Origin of the sequence: Pseudomonas sp. TH39(2020), assembly GCF_016650715.1 — a bacterium.
Lineage (GTDB): Bacteria > Pseudomonadota > Gammaproteobacteria > Pseudomonadales > Pseudomonadaceae > Aquipseudomonas > Aquipseudomonas mandelii_C.
On the sequence record NZ_JAEKFF010000003.1, the window covers coordinates 145,989 to 159,515 of the forward strand.

The 13,527-nt window shown below is 57.2% G+C and carries 15 protein-coding genes; 3 read left to right on the forward strand and 12 right to left on the reverse strand.

Annotated elements, in window-relative coordinates:
• Window positions 1-14 precede the first annotated feature (14 nt).
• A complete protein-coding gene (locus JFU47_RS03130; protein ID WP_008149930.1) occupies window positions 15-284 on the reverse strand; it encodes a hypothetical protein in 270 nt (89 codons plus the stop codon).
• A 342-nt stretch (window positions 285-626) separates the two neighbouring features.
• Here JFU47_RS03130 and JFU47_RS03135 point away from each other — a divergent pair, with 342 nt between their 5' ends.
• Window positions 627-1,952 (forward strand): sigma-54 dependent transcriptional regulator, encoded by a 1,326-nt coding sequence (locus JFU47_RS03135; RefSeq protein ID WP_123365003.1) that lies wholly within the window; start codon window positions 627-629, stop codon window positions 1,950-1,952.
• Between the two features lie 96 nt (window positions 1,953-2,048).
• On the opposite strand, the gene JFU47_RS03140 is transcribed toward JFU47_RS03135, so the two are convergent.
• From JFU47_RS03140 to JFU47_RS03180, 9 genes are all read right to left on the reverse strand, one after another.
• Window positions 2,049-3,329, reverse strand: coding sequence for a transporter (locus tag JFU47_RS03140; RefSeq protein ID WP_140678531.1), 1,281 nt, complete (start codon window positions 3,327-3,329; stop codon window positions 2,049-2,051).
• Between the two features lie 46 nt (window positions 3,330-3,375).
• Window positions 3,376-4,116: a hypothetical protein gene (locus JFU47_RS03145; RefSeq protein WP_201180752.1), complete on the reverse strand. Its 741-nt coding sequence runs from the start codon at window positions 4,114-4,116 to the stop codon at window positions 3,376-3,378.
• Between the two features lie 34 nt (window positions 4,117-4,150).
• Window positions 4,151-4,831 (reverse strand): C39 family peptidase, encoded by a 681-nt coding sequence (locus JFU47_RS03150; protein WP_201180754.1) that lies wholly within the window; start codon window positions 4,829-4,831, stop codon window positions 4,151-4,153.
• 61 nt (window positions 4,832-4,892) lie between these two features.
• Window positions 4,893-6,410 carry a heme utilization protein gene (locus JFU47_RS03155; protein ID WP_201180756.1) on the reverse strand — a complete coding sequence of 506 codons (1,518 nt, stop codon included), beginning with the start codon at window positions 6,408-6,410 and terminating at the stop codon, window positions 4,893-4,895.
• 51 nt (window positions 6,411-6,461) lie between these two features.
• Entirely contained in the window at window positions 6,462-7,034 is a 573-nt protein-coding gene (locus JFU47_RS03160) for an adhesin (protein WP_201180757.1), read from the reverse strand.
• 1 nt (window position 7,035) lies between these two features.
• On the reverse strand, window positions 7,036-7,473 hold the full coding sequence (locus JFU47_RS03165; protein ID WP_201180759.1) for a hypothetical protein: 438 nt from the start codon (window positions 7,471-7,473) through the stop codon (window positions 7,036-7,038).
• Window positions 7,474-7,801: 328 nt separating this feature from the next.
• A complete protein-coding gene (locus JFU47_RS03170) occupies window positions 7,802-8,326 on the reverse strand; it encodes an AAA family ATPase (protein WP_140678541.1) in 525 nt (174 codons plus the stop codon).
• The gene (gene pnuC / locus JFU47_RS03175) at window positions 8,323-8,886 is read right to left on the reverse strand and encodes a nicotinamide riboside transporter PnuC (RefSeq protein ID WP_201180760.1); all 564 of its coding nucleotides are present in this window, start codon (window positions 8,884-8,886) and stop codon (window positions 8,323-8,325) included. The genes JFU47_RS03170 and pnuC overlap by 4 nt, the downstream gene beginning before the upstream one ends.
• 143 nt (window positions 8,887-9,029) lie before the next feature.
• Window positions 9,030-10,664 (reverse strand): methyl-accepting chemotaxis protein, encoded by a 1,635-nt coding sequence (locus JFU47_RS03180; protein ID WP_201180761.1) that lies wholly within the window; start codon window positions 10,662-10,664, stop codon window positions 9,030-9,032.
• Between the two features lie 293 nt (window positions 10,665-10,957).
• Here JFU47_RS03180 and JFU47_RS03185 point away from each other — a divergent pair, with 293 nt between their 5' ends.
• On the forward strand, window positions 10,958-11,788 hold the full coding sequence (locus tag JFU47_RS03185; protein WP_201180762.1) for an undecaprenyl-diphosphate phosphatase: 831 nt from the start codon (window positions 10,958-10,960) through the stop codon (window positions 11,786-11,788).
• Window positions 11,785-12,213, forward strand: a complete 429-nt coding sequence (locus tag JFU47_RS03190; RefSeq protein WP_201180763.1) for a DUF1294 domain-containing protein — start codon at window positions 11,785-11,787, stop codon at window positions 12,211-12,213. The genes JFU47_RS03185 and JFU47_RS03190 overlap by 4 nt, the downstream gene beginning before the upstream one ends.
• Here JFU47_RS03190 and JFU47_RS03195 read toward each other — a convergent pair.
• Together JFU47_RS03195 and JFU47_RS03200 are read right to left on the reverse strand one after the other, a co-directional pair.
• Window positions 12,210-12,569 carry an MmcQ/YjbR family DNA-binding protein gene (locus tag JFU47_RS03195; protein WP_201180764.1) on the reverse strand — a complete coding sequence of 120 codons (360 nt, stop codon included), beginning with the start codon at window positions 12,567-12,569 and terminating at the stop codon, window positions 12,210-12,212. The two genes, JFU47_RS03190 and JFU47_RS03195, sit on opposite strands and share 4 nt — an antisense overlap.
• The gene (locus JFU47_RS03200; protein ID WP_201180765.1) at window positions 12,566-13,474 is read right to left on the reverse strand and encodes a LysR substrate-binding domain-containing protein; all 909 of its coding nucleotides are present in this window, start codon (window positions 13,472-13,474) and stop codon (window positions 12,566-12,568) included. The genes JFU47_RS03195 and JFU47_RS03200 overlap by 4 nt, the downstream gene beginning before the upstream one ends.
• Window positions 13,475-13,527: the final 53 nt, after the last annotated feature.

Consider the following 13,527-nt stretch of genomic DNA (forward strand, 5'->3'; position numbering starts at 1 on the left):
AACCCGCAAAACGCTTAGTGTGGCATCGACCACGATTGGAGTTTGTAACCCTCCTCGCTCAATTCCGCACGTGCCGCTTCAAGCAGGCATTCAAGTTGCGCAGGATCGGTATAGGCACTGCTTGGGATCTGCTTGCGGCCGATGCTGCGGGTGTTGGTGCGATCGATAACGGTCAGGCTGAGTTCGCCATTGCCGTCTTGTGGGGCCCAGGCCACGCATTGGAACGGTTGGAATGCGCGGTCGGCAATCAAAAGAGCTTCGTTGATGCGGAGCGGGGCGTTCATGGGGTTTTCTCTCTGTATGCCCAATCAAGTTATGTGCCGTCGGTTGGGCTTACCGTTCGGCTGGTTACTTGTACTGATGCCCGCAACCGGGGGGCGGGTCACATACAATTAAAAGAAATATCAACTTTCTTTCATTGGCTCAAGGTTTCGACAGGGTTTGAAAGCTGAATGAAAGGCAGGACTCGTTAGGTAACTAACTAAGTCGCTTCTTATAACTAATAACGCAACTGCTCTATAGTCAAACGGTACAAGGTCACGTCAAATTATTGCTAACGTTACAGCCAGGTCCGCCAAACGACTGTTTTTAATAATATTTCATAAATTTGGCGCCAAGGAACAGCCATGATCGAAGCGCCTGCCTTACGACGTCTGTTAGTAGTGGACCCTTGCGACGACTGTCATCGTCTGCTGCCGGTTTTGCGCTCTGTGGGTTGGGACGTTGACAGCTGTACCCTGGAAAACGTTGCCGACAAAACCTGCGATGTCGGCCTGTTGCGTTTGCAGCCTTTTCACCTCGAACGCCCGGAAGCCGTCAAAGAGCTGATCAGCCGTAGCGGTACCGAGTGGATCGCCGTACTCAACCAGGAAGTCCTGCGATTGCAGAATGTCGGGGACTTTGTCTGCGAATGGTTTTTCGATTTCCATACCTTGCCATTCGATGTGTCCCGGGTTCAGGTGACGCTGGGCCGGGCATTCGGGATGGCACGCCTGCGTGGGCAGGGCACGGTTCACATTGATCAACCTGAACACGAACTGCTTGGCGACAGCAAACCCATTCGCGAACTGCGCAAGTTGCTGAGCAAGCTGGCGCCTACCGAGTCTCCGGTCTTGATCCGTGGTGAAAGCGGTACCGGTAAAGAACTGGTCGCCCGCACGCTCCATCGACAATCCCAACGTCATAGCAAACCTTTTGTCGCGATCAATTGCGGCGCAATTCCGGAACATTTGATCCAGTCCGAACTGTTTGGCCACGAGAAGGGGGCTTTTACTGGCGCCCATCAACGCAAGGTCGGGCGGATCGAAGCGGCTAACGGTGGCACGCTGTTTCTCGACGAAATCGGTGATCTGCCCCTGGAGCTGCAGGCGAACCTGTTGCGTTTCCTCCAGGAAAAGCACATCGAGCGGGTGGGCGGCAGTCAGCCGATTCCCGTGGATGTGCGGGTGTTGGCCGCGACCCATGTCGATCTTGAGGCGGCGATCGAGAAGAAACGCTTTCGCGAAGATCTGTACTACCGCTTGAACGTGTTGCAGGTCGCGACCGCGCCGCTGCGTGAGCGCAATGGCGATCTGTCGATGCTGGCCAACCACTTTTCCCATTTCTATAGCCATGAAACCGGCCGCCGTCCGCGCAGCTTCAGTGAAGACGCCTTGATTGCCATGGGCAAGCATGACTGGCCGGGCAATGTGCGCGAGCTGGCCAACCGGGTACGTCGCGGGTTGGTACTGGCCGAAGGCCGGCAGATCGAAGCGCGAGACCTGGGGCTGATCAGCCAGCAGGCCGTTGCTGCGCCGATGGGCACGCTGGAAAACTACAAGCACCGGGCAGAGCGCCAGGCCTTGTGCGATGTACTTAATCGCCACAGCGATAATTTAAGCATCGCCGCCAAGGTGCTGGGGATATCCAGGCCTACCTTCTACCGTTTGTTGCATAAGCATCAGATACGTTGAGCTGCATGTTTTTAGCTGCAAGGTAAAGGACTGAAAACCTGGAGCTATCAACAACAAAAAACCCGCCTGAAAAGCGGGTTTTTTGTGGGTACCGGATTAGAAGTAGTACGGGAATTTCAGGCTGAAGGAAAAGTCTGGCGAGTCGTCGGTCAGGCCGATGGCCAGGTTGGGAACGATCGTCAGGTTATTAGTTGCTGCCAGGGTCATGCCGATGTTGAAGTTGGCCGAGTTGTAATCGCTGTTGGTAATCGATTGCCAATCGCCACCGTCCGGCTTGATCTTGCTCTTGCGGGCGAACTGGTCGGTGAACGAGAACGACATACTCATCTTCTCGTTCAAGGCGAATGCAATGCCGGCGCCGACCTGCCAGGAATTACCCAGTTTCACGTCCCCGGGCACCTTGGAGTTGACCTGAGGGCTGATGTCGCTGAAAGAGTCTTCCAGGTTGTAGGTGTAGGCCAGGCTGCCGAACAGCACGGCCGGGTCGTAGGTTTTGACCAGCGAGATACCCGGGGTGATCGACCAGACACCGTTGCCAGTAGGCAAGTCCTCGGGAATCGCAAGGTTATCGTTGTTCGGTTCCTGGACCAGCTTGATGCCGTATGGATCCTTACCGGTCGGCGCCTTGACGCGCAATGTAACGACTGCATCGGGCAGGTTGGCCGACTCATCCAGAAACTTATAAGCAACACCAAAGTTCACATCGCCGATGGTCGGGTCGCGGGTAACGGTGGCGTCCGACGTCACCGGTCCTGCGCCACCGGCGCCACCGGAGGAATACGTTGATTCGCGATAAACCACAGGAACGTTAATGTCGAACTGCCAGCGTTGTCCCGTGTTGTAGCGGGCGGTCAGGTCCAGGGTCCAGTTATCCGCCTTGATACGGTCGATGTTGATGTTGCCGAGAAAAATCGAGTCCAGTGCCAGAAAGCCATTGAGCGTCAGCGCACGGGTATCGTAGTGCGTGTAGGTCATGCCGGTTTCGAAGCTGAATTTGCCGCCACCGAAGAAGCCGCTGGCTTCGTCATACAAGTTGGAAACGCTTTGCGCAGGCTCCGAATCATCCTTGAGCGATTGGCCGTATGAACTGCCTGTTGTTCCCGGCGCACCGGCGGCCACCGTCTGGCCACCCTTGGGCGTTTCGGCAGGGGATTTGGTCAGGCGTTTGGGAGCCGGTGTTGCAGGTGTTTCTTCGACTTGGCGAACGCGTTGCTCGAGTACCATCAACGCGTTCTGTTGTGCTTCGTAACGCTGTTTCAACTCCATGAGTTCTTGTTTTAGTATCTCGACCTGGGGGTCCGGTGCTGCGTATAGCAGTGTCGCCGGGGCCAGGCTACTCAAACAAACGATAGCTCTGAACGTTAACGATCGGTGCATGGGTTAGCCGTCCCTTCTGACTTCATCTGATGAGACTGAGCGTAGATCAGAATCCTTGAGTGCGAAGACCTTTGAGCTGGTCGAGATTGCCGTTTAGCGACCCGCCTGTCGCCACGTTGTCACGCAGCACGATATTGAGGGACGTGAGATTGCGGACCTGGTTGCCACCACCGAGCAAAGTCGTGTTCTGCATCAGCCCACCCTGGGCCAGGCGTTGTACGGTACTGCCCTGGTTGTTGCTGGCCACGATGTTGAGTTGCACACCCGTACCGGTCGAGGAAATGCTCAGCGAACCCGCGCCATTGGCGTCGGCCAATGTCGAGCCTGCGGCCAATGCCTGGCCCTGCTGTTGCGTATCCGGCGCTTGGTTAGCCTTTGTGACGTTGATATCAACGTTGTTGTAGGCAGTGTTATGGTCGCCGGCAGCACGCACGACTTGGGTGACGCCTTCGGTGCTGTTGAGGCCGCTACCGCCAGTGACGGTGCCGGTGCCTTGCGAACTCGCTGAGCCGTTACCTTTTTCATTGATGATCGACACATAGAACTGTGGCTGGATGGTCGATTGTTGAATTTGCATCGAGGAAGTTGCCCCGATCACTTCACCGTTGGCATTTTGCCAAGTGCTGGTCATGACAATGCCGAAACTGACGATCCGTCCCGGCATGACATAGCGGCCTCGCAGTGTCGCCAATTCCTGATCTTTCAGTTCGATGGGTTTGAAGGGCTGTGCCTGGGTCGGCAGGCTGGCGGCCAGGCAAATCACGGCCAGCCAGATTGGAGTCTTCATTGGAATGCTCCCGGAGCGTCGTGCTCCCTTGTTATTAGAAGAAGTCGCTTTGGATGAATCCGAAATCCATCAACTCTGCGTCTTGCACCGGGCTGAAGGTGTTGATGCGGTTCTTTGCGCTCAGTGGCAGGGGTGGATCGAGCAACGCATTGGCTTTGTCGTAGCCCTGGCCGATGACGGCAAAGATGATGCCGTTCCAGCCTTTTACGAAGTCTTCGACTTTGTAACGTTTATGACCGAGTACCGGATCTCCGATATAGACCCAGCCCTGATGGACTCTTTGCATGACCACAAAATGTTTGTAGCCACGGATATCCATGAGCACCACAACCGGAATTTTGATCTCGCTCAACGTTTCCGTCGCTACCCGGTAACCACGGGCCCGCATGCCGAGACTTTCCACGTAGCGCTTCATGTCGAGCATGGAAAAGCCCTGGACGCGGACAAGATCCTGATCGGAGTGTGACAGCATGCCTTCGATGATTTGTTCTTCGTTCACGTCCAGCCAATAGGCCTGGCGCAATATCGTCGCCAGCGCCGCTGCGCCGCAACTGAAGTCGGTTTTCTGTTGCACCAGGTCGGCAAACTTGCGCTCACGCACACTTTGGATCGGCTTGAACACCACTGCGCCGCCCGGCAGGACGGAAAACGGCAGTTGTGCAGCCTCGCTCACACTGGCCACGCAAAGCAAAATTGCCAAGGCGATAATGCGCATAGTGGAATGCCTTCTGGTTGTGTTGAAAAAGGCCCCCATAGGGGGCCTCCAGAGACAGCAATTAGAACGACTGGTTGGCAATGGACAGCGAGTTGCTTTGTTGGTTACCCACACCAGCAGCCACGTTGACGCCCAGGTTGCCGCTGCCGCCATTCACCGAACCGCTCAGGGTTGCAGTGTTGGTCACAGGGTTTGCCCAGCCAGTTGGAGTCAGCACTTGATAAGAGTAGGTGTTGCTCAAATCATACGAGCTGCTTTCACTGTAGCTTTTCGCTTTTGCGTACTCAGATTCGGACGATTTCGAGCCCGATTTTTCGAACGAGGAGGCGGACGATTTCTCGTACGATTTATCGAACGATTTTGCGAACGAGGAATCGCGCGATTTGTCGTACGAGGAGGTGCGAGACTTGTCGTACGAGGAGTCGTGAGATCTGTCGTACGAGGAGTCGCGCGATCTGTCGAACGAGGAATCGCGCGATCTGTCGAACGATTTGTCTACCGATACGTCAAGCGTTGCGTCAAGCGATGCGGTAAGCGATGCATCGGAACTCCTGCTGCGGGTGCGATCGCCATTGCCATTATTGAAGGTAGTGGAACTGGAAGTCGCCGCAGCGGCGTCCAAAGTAGCGCCCAAGGAAGCGTTCAACGATGCACTCGAAGAACCGCTAGCACTGCTGCTGTTGGAACCGCTTGCACTGCTGCTATTGGAACCGCTCGAAGCACTGCTGTTAGAACCACTTGCAGTACTGCTATTGGAACCGCTCGCATTGCTGCTCTTCGAACCGCTTACATCAATGCTTAGAGAACCGCTGGAATCAGAGCTCCTGGAGCCGGCGGCGGCCCAGCTCGAAGAAGCGCTTTGACTGCCGCTTGCCTCGAACGACTTATCTTTAGAGAAACTACCGCTGGCCGTGTTGGTCACCGTAATCGTATCGACGCGGTAGGTCCGATCAGCGTTGTTATTCACTGTCAGGCCAGGACCGTTTTGATTGGCAGAGGCGGTGGCCGATGCGTTCCCCAGTGGGGAGTTGGAGTTGGCAATTGCCATGGTGTTTTTCTGTTGGTTGAGGTCGCCGCCAGCAATGTTGATGCCCATGTTGCCGCTGCTGCCATCGCCCGATCCACTCATCACCGCAGAGTTTGTGGTGCCGTAGTTCCATACCTTGTTGTTGTTGCTGTATTGCGTGACTCGAGCGCTGGCGTCGGCATTGCCGAACACGAAGCTGTTATCGAGACTGGAGGTGGAGCCAGCGTTTGCGATGGCGGCCGCGTTGTCTTGTTGGTTGCCGGCGCCTGCTGCCACGTTGACACCGACGTTGCCGCTCGCGCCTGAGGCAGAGCTGCTCATTTCGGCTGAGTTCTGAGTCCCTTCGTTGTAGATGCGGTTGCCGGTGCTGTTCTGCCTGTCGTTCGCATTGGCGGTCGCGTCGGTATGGATCCAGGTTGGAGGAGGAGTGTGATGATCGTTGTTATGACCATTATGGTGGCCACGCCGATCGTTCTGTCCAGCTTGTGCAGCAACAGCCAAGACCGCAGCGATTGCAAAAACCAGAGGTTTTATTGCCATCGAAGGTTTCATGGTGGTTCTCCGTACTTATTTTAGGTTAAGTGTTGTACCTACCTGTTTGGGTCAATCCGTGACCCGTACGCTCAGGGTATTGGCCGTTCGGTTTCCCACCCCGGCGCTCTGATTCAACTGGATCACCCCACGGCTACCGGTGAAGGCCTGATCGCTGGTAGCGACCTGGCGATAGCCTGGTGCAGAGTCAGTTGGATCGGAGTTAGTGATCAGCGCCACGTTTTGTTGCCTGAGGACGCTGTCGTCGATACTTTGCGGCTGTGTGCCGATGCTTATACGCAGGGCATTGGCTTGCTGGTTGCTGGCGCCCGCGCTCTGGTTGACGCCCAGTACGCCGTTGCCGTGGCTGAAGGAGTCGCCTTGAATGCTGGATCGAGCATCGATCCTGGGGTCGACCACCGTACGCAGCCGTTGGCGAATCTGTGTGGTCGCGCTGGCTTCATGGCCAACGGCGATGGCCCGGGCGTTCGCCTGCTGCTGCAGGTCGCCGGCAGCCTGGTTGACCCCGAGGTTGCCCTGGTACTGGGCGCCCGAACCGTCGATGTTGGCGTTATCGATGACGGGGGATTGGGCGAAGGTCGATGCACTGCAAAACATGGCGATTATCAGCAGCGTACGATTCATCTTAACGGTCTCCCGTTACGACTTTCAGAGCCCCCAGGCCTTGCTGGACGCTTGAATTGACCATGTTGGCAATACCGCCGCCAGCATTTCCCGAACGTCCGGCGGGGAGGTTGGAAAGCTGGGTCTGGTTGCTGATACTGCCGCTCAGGTTGTTGGTGTTTTGAGTAACCAGGCTGGAGATGCCTGCACCACTGGCGACACCGGCAAAATCGCCGTCGCTCAACTCATTCGTTTGACTGATGATTTGTTTGGACGGGTTGGCATTGGCGGTCGTGGGGCTAGGGTCGGGAATCATCGACGGACGCGTTGCCATGCGCGGTTGGACATCACGTTTGATAATGATGATGCCGTTGTCAGCTTGTACAGGCAGGCACACACTTGAGCCCAGTGCGCATCCGATCAGCAGGAGGCTATAAATGTTGTTTTCAAGTTTCCCCACGGCGGCAATTCCTTCTGTAAGTGGAACGCTGGCCCTTATCAGCGTTGCGAGGTAGAGAGCAGAAGGTGTGCCGGTTTTCGTTTTTCTTTTAAAAACAGTTGGTTGGCTTTAATTGTCGAGGTGGTCAATAAGTTTTGTAACGCCACTGAGACAGAGCCACGCAAAAACGCCGTCGATGCTGGCGGTAATGCTCGCTAAGGGCGCTGAAGGCAGGTTGTATCAGTGGCTTAACATTTTCTTGCTGGAGGGCTTGAGCCGCTTTAGCTCGCGGGTTTGCGCGGAGGTGGGTGTTTCAGGAATGGACATTTTCGGCAGGGCGGGGGGGCTGTCAGGTCTTGAGCAAGTGCGTCACAGCCTCGAATGCCGCGTCCTTGCGCTGTTGCCAATCACCTTGCAGCACCTGCCAAGGCTGGCGGTGCAGGTCAAGCCATTGGCGGCTGGCGTGGAAAAACGCTTGGCGTTCTGCCAGTTGCGGTTGGCAACGCTGCCCGTCGTCATGCCAGACCACGGTTTCAGGGCTCAGCAGCAAATGCAGATCATAGTGCCGTGCCAGCAATGCTTGCTCGATCCACGTCGGGCAAGCGCCAAACAAGGTCTGGCTCCAGAGGATGTTGCTCAGCAAGTGAGTGTCGAGAATCAGCAAATGCGGCTGCCGGGCACGTGCCTCGTCCTCCCATTTCAGCTGCCCTCGGGCGATTTCCGGAATGTCGGCCAGGCAGGTGTCTCGTGGGTTTTGTTCGATGAACCAGCGTACATATTCGTCTACCAGGGCACCGCTGAAATGCTGTTGTAACTCGGCTGCCAGCCAACTCTTGCCGCTGGATTCGGGGCCTGTGAGTACCAGAACTTTCATGTGCGCAACGCCGGATCGGCCCGCCATTCCCGCCAGCCTTGCACGGCAATCAGGGCGAACAGCGCGTAGAGCCCGGCGGTCAGGTACAGGTCTTTGTAGATAAACAGCCCGACGAAGATCACATCCAGGGTGAACCACAGCGGCCAGCATTGAACGCGTTTTTGCGCCATCCATACCTGCGCCACCAGGCTGAAGCCAGTCAGTGCCGCATCGAGCCAGGGTTGTGCAGCATCGGTCCAGTTCGCCATGGCAGCGCCTAGCAACAGACTGCCAACCGCCCCAATGACCAGACTGAAAGCGACCGATTTACCGTCGAGTTGGCTGATCTGCCGACCATGACGCGCGCGCCCCGCATGCGTCCACTGCCACCAGCCATAGAGCTGCAATGCGGCGTAGATCACCTGCAGGAGCATGTCCGAGTAGAGCTTCACCTCAAAAAAGATCCAGCTATAGAGCAGCACCATGACCAGACCGATCGGCCAGCACCAAGGGTTCTGTTTGACCGTCAACCAGACGGCAATCACACCGAGGGCAGCGGCAAACAGTTCAAGCCCGGACATGGAGGTTCCTTGGGGAAATCGAAGAGGAGCGGATTGTAACGGGAAGGAGCGAAGTTTGAAGATCAAAAGATCGCAGCCTGCGGCAGCTCCTACGCCGAGCGCATTTCCCTGTAGGAGCTGCCGCAGGCTGCGATCTTTTCGGGTTACACCCGGAACTGCTTGAGCAGCCCGTTCAATTGCTCACTCAACTCCTTCAGATGAACGCTGGCCACGCTCGACTGTTCGGCCGCCAGCGCTGTGCTGTGGGACAAACCAGCCGCCTGGGTGACGTTCTGGTTGATGTCCTCGACCACATGCGCCTGTTGCAAAGTCGCGCTGGCGATGGAGGCGTTCAACCCGTTAAGGTTGCGCAGCGCCTGGGCAATGGCATTCAGGCTTGCGCCGGCCAGGCCGGCCTGCTCGATGGTCAACTGCGATGCACGGCTGCTGTCGCCGATCACTTTGACCGCCGCTTCGGAGTGGCTTTGCAGGCGTTCGATCATCGACTGGATCTCGGCCGTGGACTTCTGGGTGCGCTGGGCCAGCAGTCGAACTTCGTCGGCCACCACCGCAAAACCACGACCCTGCTCACCGGCCCGGGCGGCTTCGATGGCTGCGTTGAGGGCCAGCAGGTTGGTTTGCTCGGCGATGGAGCGGATCACTTCGAGAACGCTGCCGATCTGCGTGCTTTCGGCGGCCAGGGTACGAATCACCTCCACCGCCTGATCGATGGTGGACGACAGCTTGTCGATCTGTTGCAGGCTGCCATCGATGTTGACCTGGCCTTGCTGCGCCTGAGACTCGGCATCGCGCATTTCGCTGGCGGCGTGCTCGGCGTTTTTCGCGACGTCGTGCACGCCATACGTCACTTCATTAATGGCTGTGGCCACCAGTTCCATTTGCTGGGACTGTTGCTGACTGCGTTGCTGGGCCTGGGCGGCGTCGTTGCCCAGTTCACTGGAAGACTGGCCCAGGGCACTGGCGGACACTTGCAGTTCTTTGATCACCAGTCGCAGCTTGGCGGTGAAGGCGTTGAAGTGGCGTGCCAGTTCCGTGACTTCATCCTGGCCATGGGTGTCGAGGCTGCGGGTCAGATCGCTCTCGCCGCTGGCGATGTTGGCCATGGCGTTCACGGTTTCCTGCAGGGGACGCACGATGCTGCGGGCAATCAGGATGACCAGCAGCGCCATGATCAGGGCAATCACCAGCCCCACGAACGAGGCCTTCCAGACCTGGCCATAGAACTCGGCCTGCATGTCATCGATGTACACACCCGAACCGATCACCCAGCCCCAGGGCTCGAACAGTTTGATGTAGGAGGTTTTTTCTACCGGCGCGCTGGCGCCCGGTTTCGGCCAGCGATAGTCGACGGTGCCGGCACCCTTGGTCTTGGCGACGGCCACCATTTCGTTAAACAGGGCAAAACCGTCGGGGTCGCGGATCGCCGAGAGGTTCTGGCCATCGAGTTTCGGGTTGGCCGGGTGCATGATCATCACCGGCGTCAGGTCATTGATCCAGAAGTAGTCATTCTGGTCATAACGCAGACCGCGAACGGCGCTAAGTGCCTGCTTCTGCGCAGCATCGCGGGTAAGCGTGCCGGCGGTTTCAAGGTCGTGGTAATAGGTCAGAATGCCACTGGCGGTTTGCACCACATGCTGGGTTTTCTGGGCCTTGGCGTGGTACAGGTCATCGTGAATCTGCTTGAGCATCAAGACGCCCAACGTCATTAGCATCAGGACGGCCACGATCAAGATGAGCCACAAACGTCGGCTGATCGACATACTGCGCAAGCTGTTCATAACGCTGTCACTCCGATTTCTTTTTCTTGTAATAAATGATCGCCAGCATCCAACCACACTTTGCCAATCGGTCATATCCGACCCAAGTCCAATAACGCGGGAGCGTTAATCAGACTTGTCTGATAGGATTTCGGCCCCGCACGGAAAAACCTGAATCCAAATTGATTTTTCACGGAATTTTTACGGTTTCGTCTGGATCCTGTGCGCGCGGGAATTCAGCTACGCTGATCGCAGTGAAACGCTCAGACAAATATTAATGGGGCATGCTTTTGCGCATTGCCTTTGGGGGATTGATGGATCTTTGGACGGCCTTCCAGGCATTGATTTTAGGCGTTGTAGAAGGGCTGACGGAGTTTTTGCCCATTTCCAGTACCGGGCACCAAATCATTGTGGCGGACTTGCTCAACTTCGGTGGTGAACGGGCTATCGCTTTCAACATCATTATTCAGCTGGGGGCGATTCTGGCGGTGGTGTGGGAGTTTCGCCGCAAGATCCTTGATGTCGTGACCGGTTTGTCGACGCAGCCCAGTGCTCGCCGCTTTACCGCCAACCTGTTGATTGCCTTCATGCCGGCCGTGGTACTGGGGGTGATTTTTTCCGATTTGATCCACGAGTACCTGTTCAACCCGATTACCGTCGCTGCGGCGTTGGTCGTGGGAGGGATCATCATGTTGTGGGCCGAAAAGCGTCAGCATGAAGTGCATGCTGAAACCGTTGATGAGATCACCTGGAAAGACGCCCTGAAAGTCGGCTTCGCCCAGTGCCTGGCGATGATTCCCGGGACTTCGCGTTCCGGCTCGACCATCATCGGTGGCTTGTTGTTCGGGCTGTCGCGCAAGACCGCCACCGAGTTCTCGTTCTTTCTGGCGATGCCGACCATGGTCGCTGCGGCCGTTTACTCGGGCTACAAATACCGCCACCTGTTCGTCCCGTCGGATTTTCCGGTGTTCGCGATTGGCTTCGTCACCGCGTTCATCTTTGCGATGATTGCCGTCAGGGGCTTGCTCAAGTTCATCGCCACCCACAGTTATGCAGCGTTCGCCTGGTATCGCATTGCATTCGGCCTGGTCATCCTGGCCACCTGGCAGTTTGGCTGGGTCGACTGGGCCGCGGTCAAGCCATGAATGACGCCAGCGCGCGCAACAACCCCGGACGCAAACCCGCAGGAGAGATTCGCAATCTTCAGCTGAAACTGCTGGTGTTTGCGGTCCTGTGCGCGCTGCCGCTGTACGGCTCGATGTCGTTTTGGCTGCGTGGGGTTTCCGTGATTCCCCTGGCGGCGTACGGGGTCGTCAGCCTGCTGGCGTTCTTGCTGTACTGGAGCGACAAGCGCAAGGCGCGCGACGACCATTGGCGCACACCGGAGAACGTGTTACATGCGGTAGAGCTCGCTGGCGGCTGGCCGGGAGCCTTGCTGGCGCAGCAGCTGTTTCGGCACAAGACGCGCAAAGTGTCGTTTCAGCTGTTGTTCTGGATGATTGTGCTGCTGCACCAGGTGTTCTGGATCGATCAATTGTTTCTGGGTGCAAATCTGCTGGCGCTGTATTAAAGCAGTAGTCCGACCTGGGCACGCTTGGGCAACTTGCTCACCACCAATTGATGGGAACGCTGCAACAATCCTTGCAGCTCTTCAAGGCCCAACGGGTAGGGCGTTTCCATGATGATCCACTGAGCCCGCGCCAGATACGGCGCCGGGCGGATTCCCGGGCGGTCGCAATGACCGAGAAACAAGTCTTTGTCGACCTTGAAGGCCAGGGATTCGCCCCGCAGATTCTGCAAGGCAAACATCTTGTTCCCTGCAATCGAAAACACCCGTACGCCACCCCACTTGTAATCTTCCCGCGCACCCGGCAGCGCGAGACAGAATTGCGCGACATCCTCTTCGCTCATACGTCCAGCCTTCATATCAGTCGGTCCCCACAGGCATTGAAAGATTCGATCAAATGGTCGAGCCAGGCGCGTACGGCCGGCATCACCCCGCGTCGATGAGGGTAGACCGCTTGCAGCCAGCCGCCAGGCAACGACCAGTCGGGCAGCAGCTGCACCAGCGAGCCGTTTTCCAGTTCCTGCTCGCAATACATCATCGGCAGCATGGTAAAGCCCTGGCCAGCGAGGGTGCAGGCCTTGCGCACGATAAAGTCATCGATGCCCAATCGCGCTTCGAGGGTGAGATCGCAGCTTTTGCCCTGTTGGTCGAGCATGCGGATATGCACCAGGCGGTCGGCTTCCAGGGCGCCGAGCACGGGCAGGTTTTTCAGGTCTTCGGGGTGGTTGATTTCACGTCCGTGCAAAAAACCGGGGCTGGCGACCATCGCCATCTGCGCCTGGCGCAAACGTCGGGTGACCAACAGCGGATCCTCATCGCCCAACTCACGTACCCGCAGCGCCACATCGACGCCCTCAGTCACCAGGTCTACGCGGCGGTTGAGCAACATGACCTCCAGTTGAACCTGAGGATACTTCTCAAGGAAATCGCTGATCACTGGCGGCAGAATTTCGTGGGCCAACCCGACGGGGCAGGACACCCGCAAACGCCCGCGAGGTTCGCTGGACATACTGGCAACGGCTTCGTCGGCCATCTCGGCTTCCAGCAGCATTGCCTGACAGTGCCGCAGGTAACGTTCGCCCACGGCGGTCAGCTTGAGTTGTCGGGTGGTGCGTTGCAGCAGGCGCGCGCCGAGACGCTCTTCCAGCTCGGCGATGCGCCGCGACAATCGCGACTTGGGAATTCCGAGCAAACGCCCGGCCGCGGCGAAGCCATCGGCTTCAACCACCTTGGCGAAGTAGTAGAGATCATTGAGGTCTTGCATGGTGGGAACTCGACTGTTCTATCAGTGGGACGAACTATCGCATTGTTGCAGTC

What these genes read in the sequence shown, in the direction of transcription:
- JFU47_RS03130 (WP_008149930.1), bottom strand. Translation starts at nt 284, where the DNA reads ATGAACGCCCCGCTCCGCATCAACGAAGCTCTTTTGATTGCCGACCGC.
- JFU47_RS03135 (WP_123365003.1), top strand. Translation starts at nt 627, where the DNA reads ATGATCGAAGCGCCTGCCTTACGACGTCTGTTAGTAGTGGACCCTTGC.
- JFU47_RS03140 (WP_140678531.1), bottom strand. Translation starts at nt 3,329, where the DNA reads ATGCACCGATCGTTAACGTTCAGAGCTATCGTTTGTTTGAGTAGCCTG.
- JFU47_RS03145 (WP_201180752.1), bottom strand. Translation starts at nt 4,116, where the DNA reads ATGAAGACTCCAATCTGGCTGGCCGTGATTTGCCTGGCCGCCAGCCTG.
- JFU47_RS03150 (WP_201180754.1), bottom strand. Translation starts at nt 4,831, where the DNA reads ATGCGCATTATCGCCTTGGCAATTTTGCTTTGCGTGGCCAGTGTGAGC.
- JFU47_RS03155 (WP_201180756.1), bottom strand. Translation starts at nt 6,410, where the DNA reads ATGAAACCTTCGATGGCAATAAAACCTCTGGTTTTTGCAATCGCTGCG.
- JFU47_RS03160 (WP_201180757.1), bottom strand. Translation starts at nt 7,034, where the DNA reads ATGAATCGTACGCTGCTGATAATCGCCATGTTTTGCAGTGCATCGACC.
- JFU47_RS03170 (WP_140678541.1), bottom strand. Translation starts at nt 8,326, where the DNA reads ATGAAAGTTCTGGTACTCACAGGCCCCGAATCCAGCGGCAAGAGTTGG.
- pnuC (WP_201180760.1), bottom strand. Translation starts at nt 8,886, where the DNA reads ATGTCCGGGCTTGAACTGTTTGCCGCTGCCCTCGGTGTGATTGCCGTC.
- JFU47_RS03180 (WP_201180761.1), bottom strand. Translation starts at nt 10,664, where the DNA reads ATGAACAGCTTGCGCAGTATGTCGATCAGCCGACGTTTGTGGCTCATC.
- JFU47_RS03185 (WP_201180762.1), top strand. Translation starts at nt 10,958, where the DNA reads ATGGATCTTTGGACGGCCTTCCAGGCATTGATTTTAGGCGTTGTAGAA.
- JFU47_RS03190 (WP_201180763.1), top strand. Translation starts at nt 11,785, where the DNA reads ATGAATGACGCCAGCGCGCGCAACAACCCCGGACGCAAACCCGCAGGA.
- JFU47_RS03195 (WP_201180764.1), bottom strand. Translation starts at nt 12,569, where the DNA reads ATGAAGGCTGGACGTATGAGCGAAGAGGATGTCGCGCAATTCTGTCTC.
- JFU47_RS03200 (WP_201180765.1), bottom strand. Translation starts at nt 13,474, where the DNA reads ATGCAAGACCTCAATGATCTCTACTACTTCGCCAAGGTGGTTGAAGCC.